The organism is Aeromonas sp. s3 (assembly GCF_040907805.1).
GTDB lineage: Bacteria > Pseudomonadota > Gammaproteobacteria > Enterobacterales > Aeromonadaceae > Aeromonas > Aeromonas dhakensis.
Genome location: NZ_JBFOCQ010000022.1, coordinates 35316 through 53054, shown reverse-complemented (window position 1 = coordinate 53054; position 17739 = coordinate 35316). Strand labels below are relative to the sequence as shown.

The following is a 17739-nucleotide window of genomic DNA, read 5'->3' as shown; positions in this document are numbered from 1 at the left end:
ACTAGATCCGCATCGGCATTACCACGTACTGAGCATCCTGACTGTCAAAATCCTCAATAATGGCGCTGCTGATGGAATCGCTCAGGCTGATCCGGATTTGGTCACATTTTAACGTATTCAGCACGTCCAGCACATAAGAGACGTTGAAACCGATCTCCATCTCGCCGGCTTCGTATTGTACGTCAAGCAGCTCTTCGGCTTCTTCCTGTTCCGGGTTGTTGGCGGTGATGCGCAGCAGGTTTTCCTGCAGATTGAGACGCACCCCACGGAATTTCTCGTTGGAGAGGATGGCGGCACGGGCAAAGGCCTGGCGCAGATCCTCACGGCCGGCGATCAGGGCCTTGTCGCTGTTGCGCGGAATGACGCGGCGCCAGTCCGGGAAACGGCCATCCACCAGCTTGGAGGTGAAGATAAAGCCGTCGAGGGCGGCGCGCAGGTTGCTGCGGCCGATCTGCAGCCGTACCGGCTTGTCTTCCGCTTCCAGCAGACGCACCAGTTCCAGCACGCCTTTACGCGGCAGGATGACCTGATGATCGGGCAGCGATTCGCTCACCACCTCGCGGCGGCAGGTCGCCAGCCGGTGGCCATCGGTGGCCACGGTACGCAGGCCGTGGCCCTCGCTCTCGAACAGCATGCCGTTCAGGTAGTAGCGCACGTCCTGGCTCGCCATGGAGAACTGGGTCGCGTCGATGAGTTTTTTCAGCTCCAGCTGGCCGATGTCGAACTCGAGCACGGACTCCCAATCCTCGATGTTCGGGTATTCGGTGGCCGGCAGGGTCGACAGGTTGAAGCGGGAGCGGCCGGAGCGGATGATCAGGCGCTCGCCTTCGGTATTGAGACGAATGTCCGCCCCCTCCGGCAGACCGCGACAGATGTCCAGCAGCTTGCGCGCCGGTACTGTGGTGCGGCCATCCTGACTGTCGCTGTTGAGATAGACCTGACCGATCATCTCCACTTCGAGGTCGGTACCGGTCAGTGACAACAGACCGTTGCTGACATCAAGCAGCACGTTGCCGAGGATCGGCAGGGTCGGCCGGCCACCGAGGGCACCGGACACCAGTTGCAGAGGACGTAACAGGGCCTCACGGCTAATTTCGAGCTGCATCTGTGCTCTCCGTTGTGATTAGGAGTAAAGGTTTCGGATCAGGTTGGCATGTTCAAGCTGCATCTGTGCACTCAGTTCCGTCATCAGGAAGAAAGGGTACGGATCAGGTTGGAATAGTCTTCCTTGATGTCGTGACTCTCTTCCTTCAGCTGCTCGATCTTGCGGCAGGCATGAAGCACGGTAGTGTGGTCACGACCACCAAAGGCATCACCTATCTCCGGCAAGCTATGGTTGGTCAGCTCCTTCGCCAGTGCCATCGCCAGCTGGCGTGGACGGGCAACGGAGCGGGAACGGCGCTTGGAGAGCAGATCCGCCAGCTTGATCTTGTAGTACTCCGCCACCGTCTTCTGAATATTGTCGATGGTGACCAGCTTCTCCTGCAACGCCAGCAGATCGCGCAGCGCTTCGCGCACGAAGTCGATGTTGATGGCGCGACCGGTGAAGTTGGCATTGGCGATCACCCGGTTCAGCGCCCCTTCCAGCTCGCGTACGTTGGAGCGCAGCCGCTTGGCGATGAAGAAGGCCACTTCGTCCGGCAGGTGGATCTGGTTCTCGTCCGCCTTGCGCATCAGGATGGCGACACGCGTCTCCAGCTCCGGCGGCTCGATCGCCACGGTCAGGCCCCAGCCGAAGCGGGACTTGAGACGATCTTCCACCCCGTTGATCTCCTTCGGATAGCGATCCGAGGTCAGGATGATCTGCTGGTTGCCTTCGAGCAGGGCGTTGAAGGTGTGGAAGAACTCCTCCTGGGAGCGCTCCTTGTTGGCAAAGAACTGGATGTCATCGATGAGCAGGGCATCGACGCTACGGTAATAACGCTTGAACTCTTCAATGGCGTTATTCTGCAGCGCCTTCACCATGTCCTGCACAAACCGCTCGGAGTGCATGTAGATGACTTTGGCGTCCTGCTTGCGCTCCTTGATGGCGTTGCCGACGGCATGCAGCAGGTGGGTCTTGCCCAGACCGGTGCCGCCATAGAGGAACAGCGGGTTGTAGGCCCCGCCCGGATTGTCGGCAACCTGACGGGCAGCCGCACGGGCCAACTGGTTGGACTTACCCTCGACGAAATTCTCGAAGGTATAGTTCACGTTGGTGTTGCTCTTGTGGTTCGGTTCGGGCTTGGCCTCGGCCTTGCTTTCCCAGCTCTTCTGCGAGTTATTCACAGGATCCGCACCCCGTGCCGGCGCCCTGGCCACCGCGACGGGATGGGGACGATTGCCGATGTCAAAACGCAGGGTGGGGCCATCGACCCCGCAGAGCTCATTGATGATGCCGTTCACCCGGATGAGATACTTGTCTCGAACCCAGTCCAGAACGAAACGATTCGGTGCATACAGGGTCAGAGTATTGTCACTCAACTCCGCTTGAAGCGGCCGGATCCACATGCTGAATTCTGCCGAGGGCAACTCATCTTGCAGCCGGTTAAGGCACTGCTGCCATAGCGAAGCAGTCACTCTAAACTCCCGTCGATTGATTAACTAAAGACCGGCTATTCTACGTTTTTAGCGGCTGGATCTCTAGCCGCGACCTCGCGGATCCAGCAAATAAGATCCTTGACTTTCAAGGATCCAGCAGCCGTGGATCTGATTTCATCCCCAAAGTTACCCACAGCCCGATCCCGTCACCGATGCACCAAAGATCCAGACCTGAAGCGGTTATTTTATATAACCAAATATCATTTATTCTTTAGGTTTTATTCCAATAACATCAGCGCAACCCCAGCGTTTACAACTAAAAATACAGAACTACAGAGAGAGAGGAATCACCATGACGTCATCCATCAAGCTGGTCTCCGGCGCAGCCATTCTGCTGGCCGCCCTGTCCGGTCAAGCCATCGCCCAGGAAACCATCAAGGTCGGCATGTCCGGCAAGTACTTCCCGTTCACCTTCGTCAAGCAGGACAAGCTGCAGGGCTTTGAAGTGGACATGTGGAACCAGATCGGCGAGCGCACCGGCTACAAGGTCGAGTTCGTGACCGCCAGCTTCTCCGGCCTGTTCGGCATGCTGGAAACCGGCCGCGTCGATACCATCTCCAACCAGATCACCATCACCGACGAGCGCAAGGCCAAGTACGCCTTCTCCCAGCCCTACGTCTATGACGGCGCCCAGATCGTGGTCCGCAAGGGCAACAGCACCATTCACGGCATCAAGGATCTGGAAGGCAAGAAGGTTGCGGTGAATCTGGGCTCCAACTTCGAAGAGCTGCTGCGCAAGAACGACCCCAACAAGAAGATCGACATCCGCACCTATGACTCCGCCTTCGAGCAGGATGTTGCCCTGGGTCGTATCGACGCCTTCGTGATGGACCGCGTCTCCACTGCCCAGCTGATTAAAGAGTCCAAGCTGCCGCTGCAACAGGCCGGCGCACCGTTCGAAACCATCGAGAACGCCCTGCCCTTCCTGAAGACTCCGGAAAAGCAGGCACTGCTGAAGAAGGTCAATGACGCCCTCACCGCCATGCGCAAGGACGGTTCCCTGCGTCAGATCTCTGAAAAATGGTTCGCTTCCGACATCACCGACAAATAAATGATGGAATTTGACCTCGAATACACGCTGGGGCTGTTTCCCATCCTGCTCAAGTATCTGGGCACCACGATGGAAATGGCCCTGTGGGGATTCGCATTGGCACTCGTACTGTCGCTGGCCCTGGCGATAGTACGGGTCTTTCGCGTTCCCGTGATCCACTGGCTGGCGATGCTCTATATCTCGTTCTTTCGGGGTACACCGCTGCTCGTCCAGCTGTTCCTGCTCTACTACGGGCTGCCGCAGCTGTTCCCCATCTTCGTGGGAATGGATGCCTTCACCGCCGCCATCGTCGGTTTGACCCTGCACTTTGCCGCCTACATGGCCGAGTCGATTCGAGCCTCCATCATTGGCATCCACAAGAGCCAGATGGAAGCAGCCCTCAGCATCGGCATGAGCCGTTACCAGGCAATGCAGCGGATCATTCTGCCGCAGGCGGCCCGCATCGCCACGCCGTCCCTGATGAACTACTTCATCGACATGATCAAGAGCACCTCGCTGGCCTTCACCCTGGGGGTGGCCGAGATCATGGGCAAGGCGCAGATGGAAGCCTCCTCCTCCTTCAAGTTCTTCGAGAGCTTCATGGCGGTGGCCCTGGTCTACTGGGTGGTGGTCATCTTCTTTACCCGCCTGCAGCATCTGCTGGAAGTGCGGCTCAACCGTGCCTATTAGGGGTTTGCCATGACAACGCAACCGACCCGCTTGCAATGCACGCCGGAAGTCCGTTTTAACTCTGCGCCTGTTTAAAGGAGGGCCATCATGATCAAGCTAACCGGCCTCTCCAAGGCATATGACGGCAATCAGGTGCTAAACAGCATCGATCTGGAGGTGAAAAAGGGGGAAATCGTCGTCATCATCGGCCCCTCCGGCACCGGCAAGTCCACCTTGCTGCGCTGCCTCAACCTGCTGGAGACTCCCGATACGGGCACCCTCGCCATCGACGATCTGCAGCTCAACCTGGCCAAGGCCAGCGAGCAGCAAGCCATCGAGCTGCGCAAGCGCGCCTCCTTCGTGTTCCAGAACTACGCCCTGTTTGCCAACAAAACGGCGCTGGACAACATCGCCGAGGGGCTGATCACCGTCTGGAAACAGCCGAAGGCCGAGGCCCGTGCCACCGCCCTCGGCATCCTCAAGGACATAGGTCTCGCCGACAAGCAGGACGCCTATCCTGCCTCATTGTCGGGCGGTCAGCAGCAACGGGTCGGCATCGGCCGGGCCATGGCGGCTCACTCCAAGGTGATCCTGTTTGACGAACCCACCTCGGCCCTCGATCCCGAATGGGTCGACGAGGTACTGGGTCTGATGAAGGAGCTGGCCCGCCAGCACCAGACCATGGTGGTGGTGACCCATGAGATTGAATTTGCTCGAGATGTTGCCGATCGGGTGATCTTCATGGAGGGGGGCCGGATCGTGGAACAGGGCCCGCCGGATCAGATATTGGTCGATCCGCAGGATCCCCGCACCCGGGAGTTCCTGCGCAAAGTGCTTAAATAGCTCTCTCTTTGGCGGCATTGCCGCCTTTTTTATTGGAGGATCCTTGTTAAACCCCGGGTTGCCAGTATAATCCGGAGCCCTTGATCCTTCGGATCCTCACGCTAGCCCAAGACCTTTTCCAGGTCGGGGCAGGATGGGAGGGAACGGCGGATTGACTAAAAGCCGAACTCTGTTTAGAATTCGGCCTCTTTTGCTAGTCGTCACACGCTATAGCTGGCGCGTCGGCTAAGTGTGACAATCAAAACTGTACAGAAATACGGAATCGAATCATGAAACGTACTTTTCAACCGTCCAACCTGAAGCGCAAGCGCTCTCACGGTTTCCGCGCCCGCATGGCAACTGCCAACGGTCGTAAAGTTCTGGCCGCTCGTCGTGCCAAGGGTCGTGCCCGCCTGGTAGTCTAATGCCTACCCAGCACGCCTTTTCTCGGGAGTTACGTCTGTTAACTCCCGAACACTTCAAACGCGTTTTCGCCGAGCCTGTCCGGGCCGCTTCTCCGCAGATTACACTTCTCGCCTCTCCCAATTCGCTCGAACACCCTCGCCTTGGTCTCGCCGTGCCCAAAAAAGCACTCAAGCGTGCCGTCTGGCGCAACCGTGTAAAACGGGTGGTTCGGGAAAGTTTCCGCCTCAATCAAGCCAATCTGCCCGCTATCGACATCGTCGTGATCGCCAAGGCCGGTGTGAAGGAGATGGATAACGAGGAACTGTTCAAGTTACTGGAAAAGCTATGGCGCACTCTGTCACGCCGTTGCAATGGGTAGCTGTCAAACTGATACGCCTGTATCAGCTAATCATTAGCCCTCTGCTCGGGCCGCGCTGCCGTTTCACCCCGACTTGTTCCCAATTTGCGATAGAAGCAATCCGACTTCACGGTTTCATAAAAGGCGTTTGGTTAGCCAGCAAACGTCTATTAAAATGCCATCCCTTATCCGAGGGTGGTTATGACCCGGTTCCGCAACCAAAGCGAAGAAACTGAAGACTATGGAATCACAACGCAATCTCATCCTGATCGGTTTGCTGTTCGTGAGCTTTTTGCTCTGGCAACAGTGGGAGTCCGACAAGGCTCCGAAGCCGGCCCCGACTACCGTGGCCCAAACCGAACATTTCGTACCTGAAGCCGGTCAGACCGGTGATATTCCTCAGGTTTCCGAGCAAGCCAACGCGAACACCGCACGCAAGCTGATCACCGTCACCTCCGACGTGCTCAAGCTGACCCTGGATACCCAGGGTGGTGACATCGTCTCTGCCGAATTGCTGGCCCACAAGCTGGAAGAAGGCAAGGATCAACCGTTCGTACTGCTGACCAGTCAGCCTGAGCACCTCTATGTTGCCCAGAGCGGTCTGGTTGGTCGCAATGGCCCGGACAGCCAGCCCCAGGGTCGTCCCACCTATGAAGCCGCCCAGACCAGCTACCAGCTGGTCGACGGTCAGGATCAAGTCGTCGTTCCGATGACCTGGACCGACAGCAAGGGCGTGGTCTTCACCAAGGAGTTCGTCCTCAAGCGTGGTGACTACGCAGTCGGCGTCGACTACAAGATCGACAACAAGTCTGCCGAGCCGGTCCAGGTGCAGTTCTACGGTCAGCTGAAGCAGACCGTGGCCACGCCGAAAGACCAGCAGGGTCACGCCATGGTGGCCAGCGCCTACCGCGGTGGTGCCTTCTCCAGCGAAGATACCCGCTACAAGAAGTACACCTTCGACGAGATGAAGGATGCCGACCTGAACAAGACCACCAAGGGTGGTTGGGTCGCCATGCTGCAACACTACTTCGTCTCCGCCTGGGCACCGAATGCCGACGACACCAACAGCTTCTACAGCCGCGTGATCCCTGGCAAAGACCAGGCCATCATCGGCTACAAGGCACCGCTGGTTGACATCGCTGCCGGCCAGCAGGCCGAAGTGACCAGCAAGCTGTGGGTCGGTCCCAAGCTGCAAGACCAGATGGCCAAGGTGGCAAACCACCTCGACCTGACCGTTGACTACGGCTGGCTCTGGTTCATCGCCCAACCGCTGCACTGGCTGCTGACCGTGTTCCACGGTTTCGTCCAGAACTGGGGTCTGGCCATCATCATGCTGACCCTGCTGGTGCGTGGCGTCATGTTCCCGCTGACCAAGGCCCAGTACACCTCCATGGCCAAGATGCGCATGCTGCAGCCCAAGCTGGCCGCCCTGCGCGAGCGCTTCGGCGACGATCGCCAGAAGATGTCTCAGGGCATGATGGAGCTGTACAAGAAGGAGAAAGTCAACCCGCTGGGGGGCTGTCTGCCGATCCTGGTACAGATGCCGATCTTCATCGCCCTCTACTGGGCACTGATGGAGTCCGTCGAGCTGCGCCACGCGCCGTTCGCCCTGTGGATCACCGACCTGTCGGTGAAGGACCCCTTCTTCGTGCTGCCGATCCTCATGGGTGCCTCCATGTGGTATCTGCAGAAGATGAGCCCGACCACCATTACCGACCCGATGCAGCAGAAAGTGATGCAGTTCATGCCGATCATCTTCACTTTCATGTTCCTCTGGTTCCCGGCAGGTCTGACCCTGTACTGGCTGGTGAGCAACGTCATCTCCATTACCCAGCAGACCATCATCTATCGTCAGCTGGAGAAGAAAGGCCTGCATACCCGCAGCTAATCGCTCCCGATGGCAAGATGGATGACAAAAGAGGCGGCCTTCGGGCCGCCTTTTTTATTACAATGACCCCACTGCTGTGAACCATCAGCGAACAAATGAGCCAAGCAAGATGACTACAGATACCATCGTGGCCCAGGCCACCGCCCCCGGCCGTGGCGGCGTCGGCATAGTCCGCGTCTCCGGACCCGCCGCCGAACAGGTCGCCGAGATAGTGCTCGGCAAGCTCCCCCGGGTGCGTTATGCCGAATATCTGCCGTTCAGGGATGAGCAAGGCCAGCCGCTGGATCAGGGCATCGCCCTGCTGTTCAAGGCCCCCAACAGCTTCACCGGCGAAGATGTGCTGGAACTGCAGGGCCACGGCGGCCCGGTGATCATGGACATGCTGGTGCGCCGCATCCTGCAGATAAAGGGGCTGCGCCCTGCCCGCCCCGGCGAGTTCAGCGAACGCGCCTTCATGAACGACAAGCTGGATCTGGCCCAGGCCGAGGCCATCGCCGACCTTATCGAGGCTTCCAGCGAGCAGGCCGCCCGCAGTGCCATGCACTCCCTGCAGGGGCAGTTCTCCGGCAAGATCCAGCAGCTGGTGGAGAGTCTCACCCGGCTGCGTATCTATGTGGAGGCCGCCATCGACTTCCCGGATGAGGAGATCGATTTTCTCTCCGACGGCAAGGTGGCGGGCGATCTCTACGCCATCATGGACGAACTGGATGCGGTGCGCGGCGAGGCCAAGCAAGGAGCCCTGCTGCGGGAAGGGATGAAGGTGGTGATCGCTGGTCGTCCCAACGCTGGCAAATCCAGCCTGCTCAACGCCCTGGCCGGCCGCGAGTCCGCCATCGTCACCGAGATCGCCGGCACCACCCGCGACGTGCTGCGCGAGCACATCCATCTGGATGGCATGCCGCTGCACATCATCGACACCGCCGGCCTGCGCGATACCCAGGACAAGGTGGAGCAGATCGGCATCGAACGTGCCTGGGCCGAGATTGAGCAGGCCGATCGGGTGCTGTTCATGGTGGATGGCACCACCACGGCTGCGGTAGACCCGCGGGAGATCTGGCCGGAATTTGTTGATCGGTTGCCAAAAAAGATCGGCCTCACCGTGGTGCGCAACAAGGCCGACCTGACCGGCGAAGATCTGGCACCGAGTCAGGAGCAGGGCCATGCCGTCTATCGCATCTCCGCCAAGACCGAGCTGGGGCTGCCCGCCCTGCGCGAGCACCTGAAAGCCTGCATGGGCTTTCAGGGCAACACCGAGGGAGGCTTCATGGCCCGCCGCCGCCACCTGGATGCGCTGGAACGCGCCGCCGAGCGGCTGCTGGTGGCCAAGGAGCAGCTGGAGGTGTTCGTGGCCGGCGAGCTGGTGGCCGAAGAGCTGCGCCTGGCGCAGGAGTCCCTCTGTGAGATCACCGGCGAGTTCAGCTCAGACGATCTGCTGGGTCGCATCTTCTCCAGCTTCTGCATCGGAAAATAATTCCGGTTCCGTAATGGTCCTGATTATTCCGCAATCAATCCATAAGCCCGCGTAATTGCGGGCTTTTTGTTCTTTTTCTGTCTTGTTCGTTCCGCAGAAATCCACCAATATGTGTTCCCATACTTGTTCCCATGATCAAAAAGTGTGTTCCCATGAATGGTCGGATGTGTTCCCAAGTAGTCTATTTTTGAGATGGAGATATCACTTTTCATGGGAACACATGGAGGATGGGATATCGCTGTATGCCTTATGGATAAAGGCCTGCAGAGATGTGTTCCCATGATGATTGGTGTTCCCGTGGTGATGCAATTTCCATGGGAACACAGGGCTCAAATGGAGGTGCATGATGGCTCTATCGGATACGAAGCTACGAAATCTCAAACCGGGCGAAAAGCCATACACCAAAACCGACGAAGGTGGGCTTCATCTTGACGTCATGCCGGGTGGGTCAATGGTGTGGCGGCTGCGTTACCGAGTCGGTGGACGTGGTAGCAAGCAGGAAAAAATCACATTGGGTAACTACCCTGCCTATTCCCTCTCCGAAGCCCGTAGCTGGCGCGATGACTGCAAGGCATTGGCCGGTCGTGGTCTCTCCCCGATGGCCTTGAAACGTGGCGATCCTATCCCCAACGACACCTCCCCCACAGCCAAGGAACTGGCCCAACTGTTTATCCGCGAATGGTGCTTAAAGGCTATCGAGAAGGCCAAGGCGAAAGAGGAAGCCACCAGAGCGAGTGAGACGGTGGAAGCCTTTGCCTGGTACTGGTATGCCGAGATTGCCGAACCCACGAACAGCAATCCTCGCAACATCAAACGCATTCTGGAGAAGGACGTGATCCCGGCGATTGGTGGCAAGCAAATCGCCGAAGTAACGGTGGCCGATATCCTCGCCATTACCGACAGGATCAAACATCGCGGTGCCGATCAAATGGCGCTGCAAACCCGTAACGTGTTGAAGCGGCTGTTTTCCTATGCCATTGGGCGGCAAAAGATCACCTTCAACCCCGCCACTGCTATCGAGGCGAAATACATCGCCAGAGCGAGAAGCCGGGACATGGCCCTAAGGCCAGATGAAATCGGAATCCTGTTGCGGACCATCTATCACTCCAACATGAAGCGCGCCCATAAGCTGGCCCTACACCTGCTCATCCTGTGCATGGTTCGTAAATCGGAACTGATCGAAGCCCGCTGGGAAGAGTTCAACCTTGAGGGGGCGATGTGGGAAATTCCTGGCGAACGTATGAAGATGAGCAAAGCCCACCTCGTTCCTCTATCTCGGCAAGCGGTCGCGATGTTCGAGGAGTTGAAGGGCTTATCAAGTGGTTCTGAATGGGTATTTCCTAGTCGCAGCGATCTGCACAAGCCCATCTCTAAATCCACCCTCAATGTCGCGGTTCGAACACTGGACATCGAGGTAAGGGACTTTGTCATTCACGACTTCCGCAGAACGGCGTCAACTCAGCTGAATGAATCTGGTCACTTCAATTCCAAGTGGATCGAGAAAGCCTTAGCCCATGAGGTTGGAGGCGTGGCAGGCATCTATAACAAAGCCGAATATCTGGATCCGCGACGGAAAATGCTGCAATGGTGGGCTGACTTCGTGGATAGCCAGATTGAGGATGGTCGCGGCAAGGTCATCATCGGCCCCTTTGGAAAATCGTACCAATCGACAACATAAACCATTATCTCCACTCGCCAGACGCTAACCCCTGTATACAGACCGGAACAGCCGAGGACACCATAACAGAGTGCTTAGATGGACTTTCCAGCATACACCCCGGCAGCGGTCAGGGTATTAATAACAACTTTGATTGAAGGCGATTCATGGGAACAACATGGATGGGCTTCATCCCTCGCTAGTGCGGAAGAAATCTTATCAGGCATCGAACGGACAATTGAATCGTTCCTACAGCGGGGCAGAGAAGACTACCTACCAAATTTGAGAATACAAAGGGCCGAAGCCTTGGCCCATAGGGACAGCGTCGCAGTCGAGGTGGCCTGCCTTTGCCGGTTAGGACAAGATCCGCGAATGGCAGAGCCATTCGCCCTGCTGACGCGTATTTTTAGCGACGATAAGCAGTGGGAAAACTTCATCCGAGCGGCATGGGCTGCGCACCAAGACTTTGCAAAATCACGTGACAAATCGAAGCGGGCTGCGGATCAGGCAGGCGTGGTAGTCAACTCAATAGAGACTGTGATTAACACAATTGACCGCTTTTCGGATATTGGCATCAGCGGCCCAGATGAGCTCTATTCAATCCCAGCTTTACTACGGCAAACCGACAACCACGAAGATCGGGGACGTAATCTGCATATGTGGCGTGGCCTGCGGGGCTATCTACTAGGCGACCAGCCGGAGCGAGAGATGCCCAAGGCAAAACCAGCATTAGTCAGCGACGAGCCCTTCCCCACCCTTAACGTGCAATTTATGTCTCCTGACGAAAGTATGGTGATCGACCCGGCAGAAGAGCTTAGGAATAGCTTGCGCTATGCATGGGATACAGCCCCCACACTCACTGCATTGCTTGGTACGCTGGCAAACGTGATGCGTGATTTCAAACCTGAGAAGTCAGGCATGGTTGCGGCTGCAACTTCATCTCGCAAGCAAAACCCCAAAACAGAATACATACGAGCATTTGGGTACCAACTTACCGAGCAATACCATTTCACACTAGCGCAGCCAATCATGCTCGCTATGGCGCACGTGTAGTGGTCTAATCATTCCGCACATCAATTTAGGTGGCTGAGTCACAGTTAGAGAAGTGGCGGATGAATAAACTGTGAGTGATTATCGAGTCCAGTTGTCTGGTGATTTTGAATTGGACCTAGTCAATCTTGCCATCAGTTGTAGGTATTGGCTGGTTGACCGAGAGAGCAGGGATTAACTACGGGTTGATACTATCGTGCTCCTGAGCGTTGCAATGTGGCGACAGACCAAATACGACAAGTCAGGAAAAATGTCACAAAAACTATGTCACCTACCTTCAAGGTGACAAGGTCAAAAATCTGCCCTGAATAGCAAAAACAACTTTGAGGTGCCATGCCCCGGTCGCTAGCTTACGAGCGTGAAAACGCGCTTAATGCCATTTGTCCTTATTTCACAATGTTTCCCCTTGAGTACCCTCTAGGTGTGCTCCAGGCACATAAGAATCAGTCTCCTGTCATCATGGACCCGTTCTGTGGACGCGGGACGACTCTCTTTGCTGCTCGAAAGCTTGGACTAAACGCCCGCGGAATTGATTCGTCCCCAATTGCGGTAGCAATTGCTCGCGCAAAGATGGCTTCATTTGATACCGAATCTGTACTCAAGCTCGCGAAGAAATATGTGGAAAGACATTCGCATGTTCCTGTGCCAGATTCAGAGTTTTTCCAGCATGCATATGCGCCTACCGTCCTACGCACTGTTTGTGCGATTCGGCATGGACTGCTATGCGTCTCGCGCGATACGGATAACACTGTTGTCCTTCGTGCTGCAATGCTCGGGTGTCTACATGGTCCTCTGAACAAGTCACTTGAAAATCTTTCATACTTCTCGAACCAGATGCCCCGCACTTTTGCTCCCAAGCCTGACTACTCTGTTCGGTACTGGGCAACAAAGCAGTTGCATGCGCCTACAGTTGATGTCCTAAAGATCCTACGAAAGAAACTTGAGCGTATACAAGAGCACCCGCTTCCTAAGACTGGAACGTTCACTTATGTGCGACATGGGGATTCTCGTCTCGCAACCTCCTTGCCAGCATCGTCCCTCGATTTCAATGTCGTAGTGACATCACCTCCGTACTACGGCATGAAGACCTACGTGGAGGATCAGTGGCTACGTAACTGGTTCCTTGGTGGGGCAGACCATGTGAAATACGGCAATGACTTCCAACTACAGCACACTGGTACGGACATATTCGCGAAGTCGCTTGGCCAAGTATGGCGAAACATGGCGAGAACGAAATCAGATGAACTCGATATGTACATCCGCTTCGGAATCATTCCTTCTTGCAAGATTGATGCAAAGGCTCTGGTTCAGGCGTCTCTCGAAGAGTCCGGCGTGACATGGGACGTTGTGCGAATAAAAACTGCCAAGACCGCGTCCTCTGGTAAAAGGCAAGCTGATCAAATGGCATCAGACTCGTCTGCAGCAGTGGAGTATGACTTCCACGTCAGAAGAATATAGGGATAAATTCAATGGCTATATCTCCAACGCTTGTTGCTCTTAAAGTTTCCAAGAAAACGCTTTCCACGTTTCTGCGTACTCGATGTGACAAGGAACTGTTCTTATCGTTGCATGACCCAAAAGGAATGGTTACTGCTGGCCTTCCTGAACCGATCAAGCGTCCAGGAATCGGCCTCCTCTCCGTTCAAGGTGTAGAGTTCGAGACTGACCGAAACGACCAGTTGATCCAAATATTCTCTGGCATAACCAAGTACACTAAATCCAGAAGTAAGTACCAAGACAGAGACCTGCTGGCAGAGCTCACAGCACTCACCTCTGCTCCTGCCCTGATTCTTCAAGGGCACTTTTCGATTGGTACTCACCAGACAACAGTCTTGGGACACATTGGCCTTTCTGCAGCCGATATCCCAACGGTTCCACCGTTGGCTGACTTTATCCCAGATGTCGTCTACGTAAGGCATCCAAATTCTGATGATATGGAAGTGCGGCCTGACGGAACACGGCGAACAATCGACCCAGCCTCCGAGCAACGGATGGCATTGAGCATCATTGACATCAAGCACACAGCAGAGGCCAACCCAAGCTACTGCTCGGAAATCGCGATGTACGCGCTGATGATGGCGAACTGGTTATGCTTACACCCCACACTGAGTAGCCGATACTTCGTAACAACAAACTCATTCCTTTGGACTCGATCAAGGCAGGGTGACAGCCAGCTCGAGAGACTTCAGCACCAAGCAGGAGTGACCACACAGAAGCGATTAGATGCACTCATAGCGGACTCGGAAGATGCTCACTTGCGTTTTTATTTACCTTCCATCCGAGGATTCTTCGAAAACATAGTGAAGGTTATCCAAATTGGTTACTCTCGATCAGATGGGTGGAAGGATCTGGATTGGCATGTTACAAGCTCGTGCGGAAGCTGCGACTGGCTAGGAGACAAGAGACACATGGGGCAGCGAGACCGAGGCAAGGTCGATGCACAGCCCGGCCACTATTGTATGCTTTTGGCAGAAGCCGACGGCCACCTGTGCTTAGTCCCTGGGGTGACGCGAGGCGCTAAGAAAGTGCTTTGTCAGCACACAGTTCAGAACACGCTCGGTCTTGCCGCTGCAACGGGTCATCCAGCGTTACAGGAACATACTCTGCTGAAGCGCGAAGCAAAAACATTACCTGCTCGGTCTACAGCCATCACGACTGGAAACCTATCCCGCGACCAGGGTGCCACTATCGCGTCACTGGTACCCAGCGCCAACCTTCTTTTGTACGCAAGCGTAAATTTCGACTCCAGTTCGGGGCTGCTCACAGGGCTATCACTTTCCGGTATCGCGACGAACTTTACTGCTGGCCAGCCCCCCCGCCGTTTTCAACCAGTTCCCTTTGTCGTTGACCAAAAAAATCTTGCTGCTGAGTGGGTTGCTCTTGAGGGGTTCTTGACACAGATAGCCAGCCACATCGACGTTGCCGAAGCAATGGTGACTGGTTCACTGTCCGGTCAAATCCACTTCTGGGAACAGAGGCAGTTCCAAGAACTATGCAATGCAATGGGGCGCCACCTCCCTCGGGTGATGGCCCTTTCAGCCCGGAAGGCGAAAGCTTTGGCTTGGGTATTCCCTGCTGAAGAAATGGTGGCTCGCCCTGATTCAATAGATGCGGCCACTATAGTTGCGGTCGATGACATTGTGAGAAGGTTGGTGTTCGCGCCAACCCGCCATGTCATCACGTTGTTCGACACGGCAGAACACTACAGGGGCGGCCCTTCGTCGCCTGCCGTTTATGACTCCTACTATCGAGAATATTTAAGCAATGGTATTCCTCGAGAGCGCATCTACGAAATTTGGTCGAACTTACCGCAGGTAAAACGGGGGGCAAGTAACATTCCTAGAAATACCGTCATTGCTCAATACTCCGATGCTTTGGGCAAACAGAGTAAAGCGCTTGAGGTTGTGTGTGAGAAATTGCGGCAGGACTACCGTGGGCAATTTCGATCGCGAGCGGCGCGTATTCCGACCTCCATCCCTCAAGGTGCCCGCGGTGTAGCATTTGACAGCAAGCTCTGGCTATGGTGGGACGAACTTGATTTCAGCACAAGTCAGCTTGAAGCCCATATCAAGTTGTCAATGGACGGTGAAAGACTTGAAGCTACCTACGAAGCTATTATTCTGAAAAATGGCATTCATGTTGGAGGGGATGAGTACGAATTTGATGTAGCTCCAACCTCAACCGAAGCCAAATTCAAAGAGGAATCATTGCTCACCTTAGGCAAGCTTGGTCGGCCGGGAATGCCACTTGGAAAACCTACTGGCCTACTGCGTGCAGGAGCGCCAACATACACCGGAAACATAGATCTCCTGATGCGTCCGTTCTGGTCTATTGTAGCGGCCAAACTCGTTTATTTCGACCGTCAGCAGGCACGAGCTCGTGTACAACTGCGGGTGAGGAATGAGCCACAGTTAATTCCTTACCTCATTGCGAATGCAGCATTTCCGCTGCTTGACGATGTTTTTTTGGTGGAAGCCAAGAAACCTGCGCCATTCAATTGGGCTGAACACAGCACACCCATCTTCTCAGCTATTGGCGATCCGCGGATTGCTCTTCCCGACCAGAACGCGGCGAAAGCAATGGGCATCAAGCTTCCTGCCCACCGTCGTGGTACTGGCTCCCCCGAAACGCCAGCAGCCAGGGTCCTCTGGAATCCAGCAGCTATGGAGCAGAAGGTTGTTGTTCCAACCCATACCGCACAGTCCTTGGCAAGCCATGTTAAAGTACTGCACAACCTAAACATTTCACAAGAAGCTGCCGTAGCACATGGCATTGAGCGCGGACTAACACTCATTTGGGGTCCACCAGGCACAGGGAAGACGAACACCCTTGCGGCCATGATCCATGCGATGGTTGCCCACGCAGTCTCTCAGAGTCAGCCGCTTCGTATCCTCGTCACCGGACCGACCTACAAAGCAGTCGAGGAGGTGATCCATCGAGCGACAAAACTTCTCAATACGGACCGCACCTCGTCATGCACGGTATACCTAGGTTACTCGCAGGGCCGCACCCCGACTCCGCCCCCTGCCGGTTTGCAGAGCCACTTGGACTACCAGACGATGTTCGTCACTCGCGACTCCACGGAGTATCAGAGCTGTCTTGCTAAACTCGCTGGCGGTAATGATGTGACGCTGGTGGGATGCCAGGTACGCCAAGCACGCCAGTTTGCCAAACAACTTGCCAATGCGCCGCTTCACGAGGTATTCGATGTCGTCATCATCGACGAGAGCTCTCAGGTGCCGGTGTCTCATGCCATAGCCGCCTTCTCTGGTTTAAAGACTGACGGGCGGCTCATAATCGCAGGTGACCACCTGCAGATGCCCCCGATTACGTCCATTGAGCCACCGGCGGAAGCTGCGTACCTTGTGGGGAGCATACAGACCTACCTAAGCAAGCGCCCCTTCCCGCATCCTGTTCAGCAAAGCGTGCTCGAGAGAAACTACCGATCCAATGAACACGTCGTGGAATTTGCGCGAAGCATCGGATACCCAAACACCCTTATCGCTGAGTACCCCCAGACTTCCCTTCACTTTGTGCAGCCCCTCCCAGCACAAAGCACATATCCCACTCATCTGCCATGGTGCGGTGCTTTTGACGATCTCCTGCGACCTGATTCCAAAGTTGCCACCTTACTGCATGAGGACGATATCTCATCTCAAGGTAACCGGTATGAGGCGCAACTCGTCGCAGGCATGGTTTGGATGCTCAGGAATACGGTCAGTGCTGAGCTGGACGGACGCAATAGCACAGCAGTTCATAGAGCAGTGACAGCACAAGAATTCTGGAAGGGATCTATAGGCATCGTAACCCCTCACCGCGCACAACGTGCGCTTGTAATTCAGGAGCTAGAGAATCTCTGGCCTGCAGAGGCTAATCTCATTGCCGATGCGGTCGATACGGTCGAACGATTCCAAGGTGGTGAGCGGCACACCATCATTGTGACATTTGGTGTGGCTGATGTGGATATCATCGGGGGAGAAGAGGCGTTCCTGATGCAGTTGGAGCGCACTAATGTTGCCGTATCTCGTGCAATGGCCAAGTGCATTGTTGTTATGCCTGATGCGCTCGCAGCTCACATCCCAGAAGACAAACGGGCACTGCAAACAGCATATGCTCTGAAGAACTACGTGGAAGAGTTTTGTAACCAACGAGTGACGACGACTTTGTCGCTTGGAGGGAACAGTAGGTGGGCTCAGGTGAGATTCAAGGGGTGAGTTTAGGTGACTCACAAGCTTTGCAGTTTTGTGACTTATGGCAGCCTGCAGGTGTGGCTGCACTACAGACCAGCTGGTGCTTGCAGACCGAGAGC

Annotated in this window: 14 protein-coding genes and 1 pseudogene; 13 read left to right on the top strand and 2 right to left on the bottom strand. The window is 55.6% G+C overall.

Annotated features, from left to right (window positions below; translation table 11 throughout):
* Position 1: 1 nt before the first annotated feature.
* Positions 2–1105: a DNA polymerase III subunit beta gene (dnaN, locus tag AB5Y98_RS12035; protein ID WP_005307138.1), complete on the bottom strand. Its 1104-nt coding sequence runs from the start codon at positions 1103–1105 to the stop codon at positions 2–4.
* 83 nt (positions 1106–1188) lie between these two features.
* On the bottom strand, positions 1189–2559 hold the full coding sequence (gene dnaA, locus AB5Y98_RS12030) for a chromosomal replication initiator protein DnaA (protein WP_005307141.1): 1371 nt from the start codon (positions 2557–2559) through the stop codon (positions 1189–1191).
* 313 nt (positions 2560–2872) lie between these two features.
* Here dnaA and AB5Y98_RS12025 point away from each other — a divergent pair, with 313 nt between their 5' ends.
* The 13 genes and pseudogenes from AB5Y98_RS12025 (at position 2873) to AB5Y98_RS11965 (ending at position 17644) form a co-directional block, all read left to right on the top strand.
* Positions 2873–3631, top strand: coding sequence for an amino acid ABC transporter substrate-binding protein (locus AB5Y98_RS12025; protein WP_211030782.1), 759 nt, complete (start codon positions 2873–2875; stop codon positions 3629–3631).
* Entirely contained in the window at positions 3632–4300 is a 669-nt protein-coding gene (locus AB5Y98_RS12020) for an amino acid ABC transporter permease (protein ID WP_005307147.1), read from the top strand.
* Positions 4301–4387: 87 nt separating this feature from the next.
* Positions 4388–5122, top strand: coding sequence for an amino acid ABC transporter ATP-binding protein (locus AB5Y98_RS12015; RefSeq protein ID WP_005307149.1), 735 nt, complete (start codon positions 4388–4390; stop codon positions 5120–5122).
* 269 nt (positions 5123–5391) lie between these two features.
* Complete coding sequence (gene rpmH / locus AB5Y98_RS12010; protein WP_005307156.1) at positions 5392–5526, top strand: 50S ribosomal protein L34; 135 nt, start codon at positions 5392–5394, stop codon at positions 5524–5526.
* On the top strand, positions 5526–5885 hold the full coding sequence (rnpA, locus tag AB5Y98_RS12005; protein ID WP_005307159.1) for a ribonuclease P protein component: 360 nt from the start codon (positions 5526–5528) through the stop codon (positions 5883–5885). Before rpmH ends, rnpA begins: the two co-directional genes overlap by 1 nt.
* Positions 5852–6100 carry a membrane protein insertion efficiency factor YidD gene (gene yidD / locus AB5Y98_RS12000; RefSeq protein ID WP_010635605.1) on the top strand — a complete coding sequence of 83 codons (249 nt, stop codon included), beginning with the start codon at positions 5852–5854 and terminating at the stop codon, positions 6098–6100. Before rnpA ends, yidD begins: the two co-directional genes overlap by 34 nt.
* A 5-nt stretch (positions 6101–6105) precedes the next feature.
* Positions 6106–7752: a membrane protein insertase YidC gene (gene yidC / locus AB5Y98_RS11995; protein WP_368231970.1), complete on the top strand. Its 1647-nt coding sequence runs from the start codon at positions 6106–6108 to the stop codon at positions 7750–7752.
* A gap of 109 nt (positions 7753–7861) precedes the next feature.
* A complete protein-coding gene (gene mnmE, locus AB5Y98_RS11990) occupies positions 7862–9223 on the top strand; it encodes a tRNA uridine-5-carboxymethylaminomethyl(34) synthesis GTPase MnmE (RefSeq protein ID WP_368231969.1) in 1362 nt (453 codons plus the stop codon).
* Positions 9224–9566: 343 nt separating this feature from the next.
* Entirely contained in the window at positions 9567–10901 is a 1335-nt protein-coding gene (locus AB5Y98_RS11985) for a tyrosine-type recombinase/integrase (RefSeq protein ID WP_368231968.1), read from the top strand.
* Between the two features lie 351 nt (positions 10902–11252).
* Positions 11253–11933 (top strand): hypothetical protein, encoded by a 681-nt coding sequence (locus AB5Y98_RS11980; protein ID WP_368231967.1) that lies wholly within the window; start codon positions 11253–11255, stop codon positions 11931–11933.
* A gap of 330 nt (positions 11934–12263) precedes the next feature.
* Positions 12264–12479, top strand: a pseudogene (locus tag AB5Y98_RS11975) (DNA methyltransferase); the annotation flags it as partial.
* Between the two features lie 21 nt (positions 12480–12500).
* Entirely contained in the window at positions 12501–13388 is an 888-nt protein-coding gene (locus tag AB5Y98_RS11970) for a hypothetical protein (RefSeq protein ID WP_368231992.1), read from the top strand.
* Positions 13389–13399: 11 nt separating this feature from the next.
* Positions 13400–17644 (top strand): AAA domain-containing protein, encoded by a 4245-nt coding sequence (locus AB5Y98_RS11965; protein WP_368231966.1) that lies wholly within the window; start codon positions 13400–13402, stop codon positions 17642–17644.
* Positions 17645–17739 lie beyond the last annotated feature (95 nt).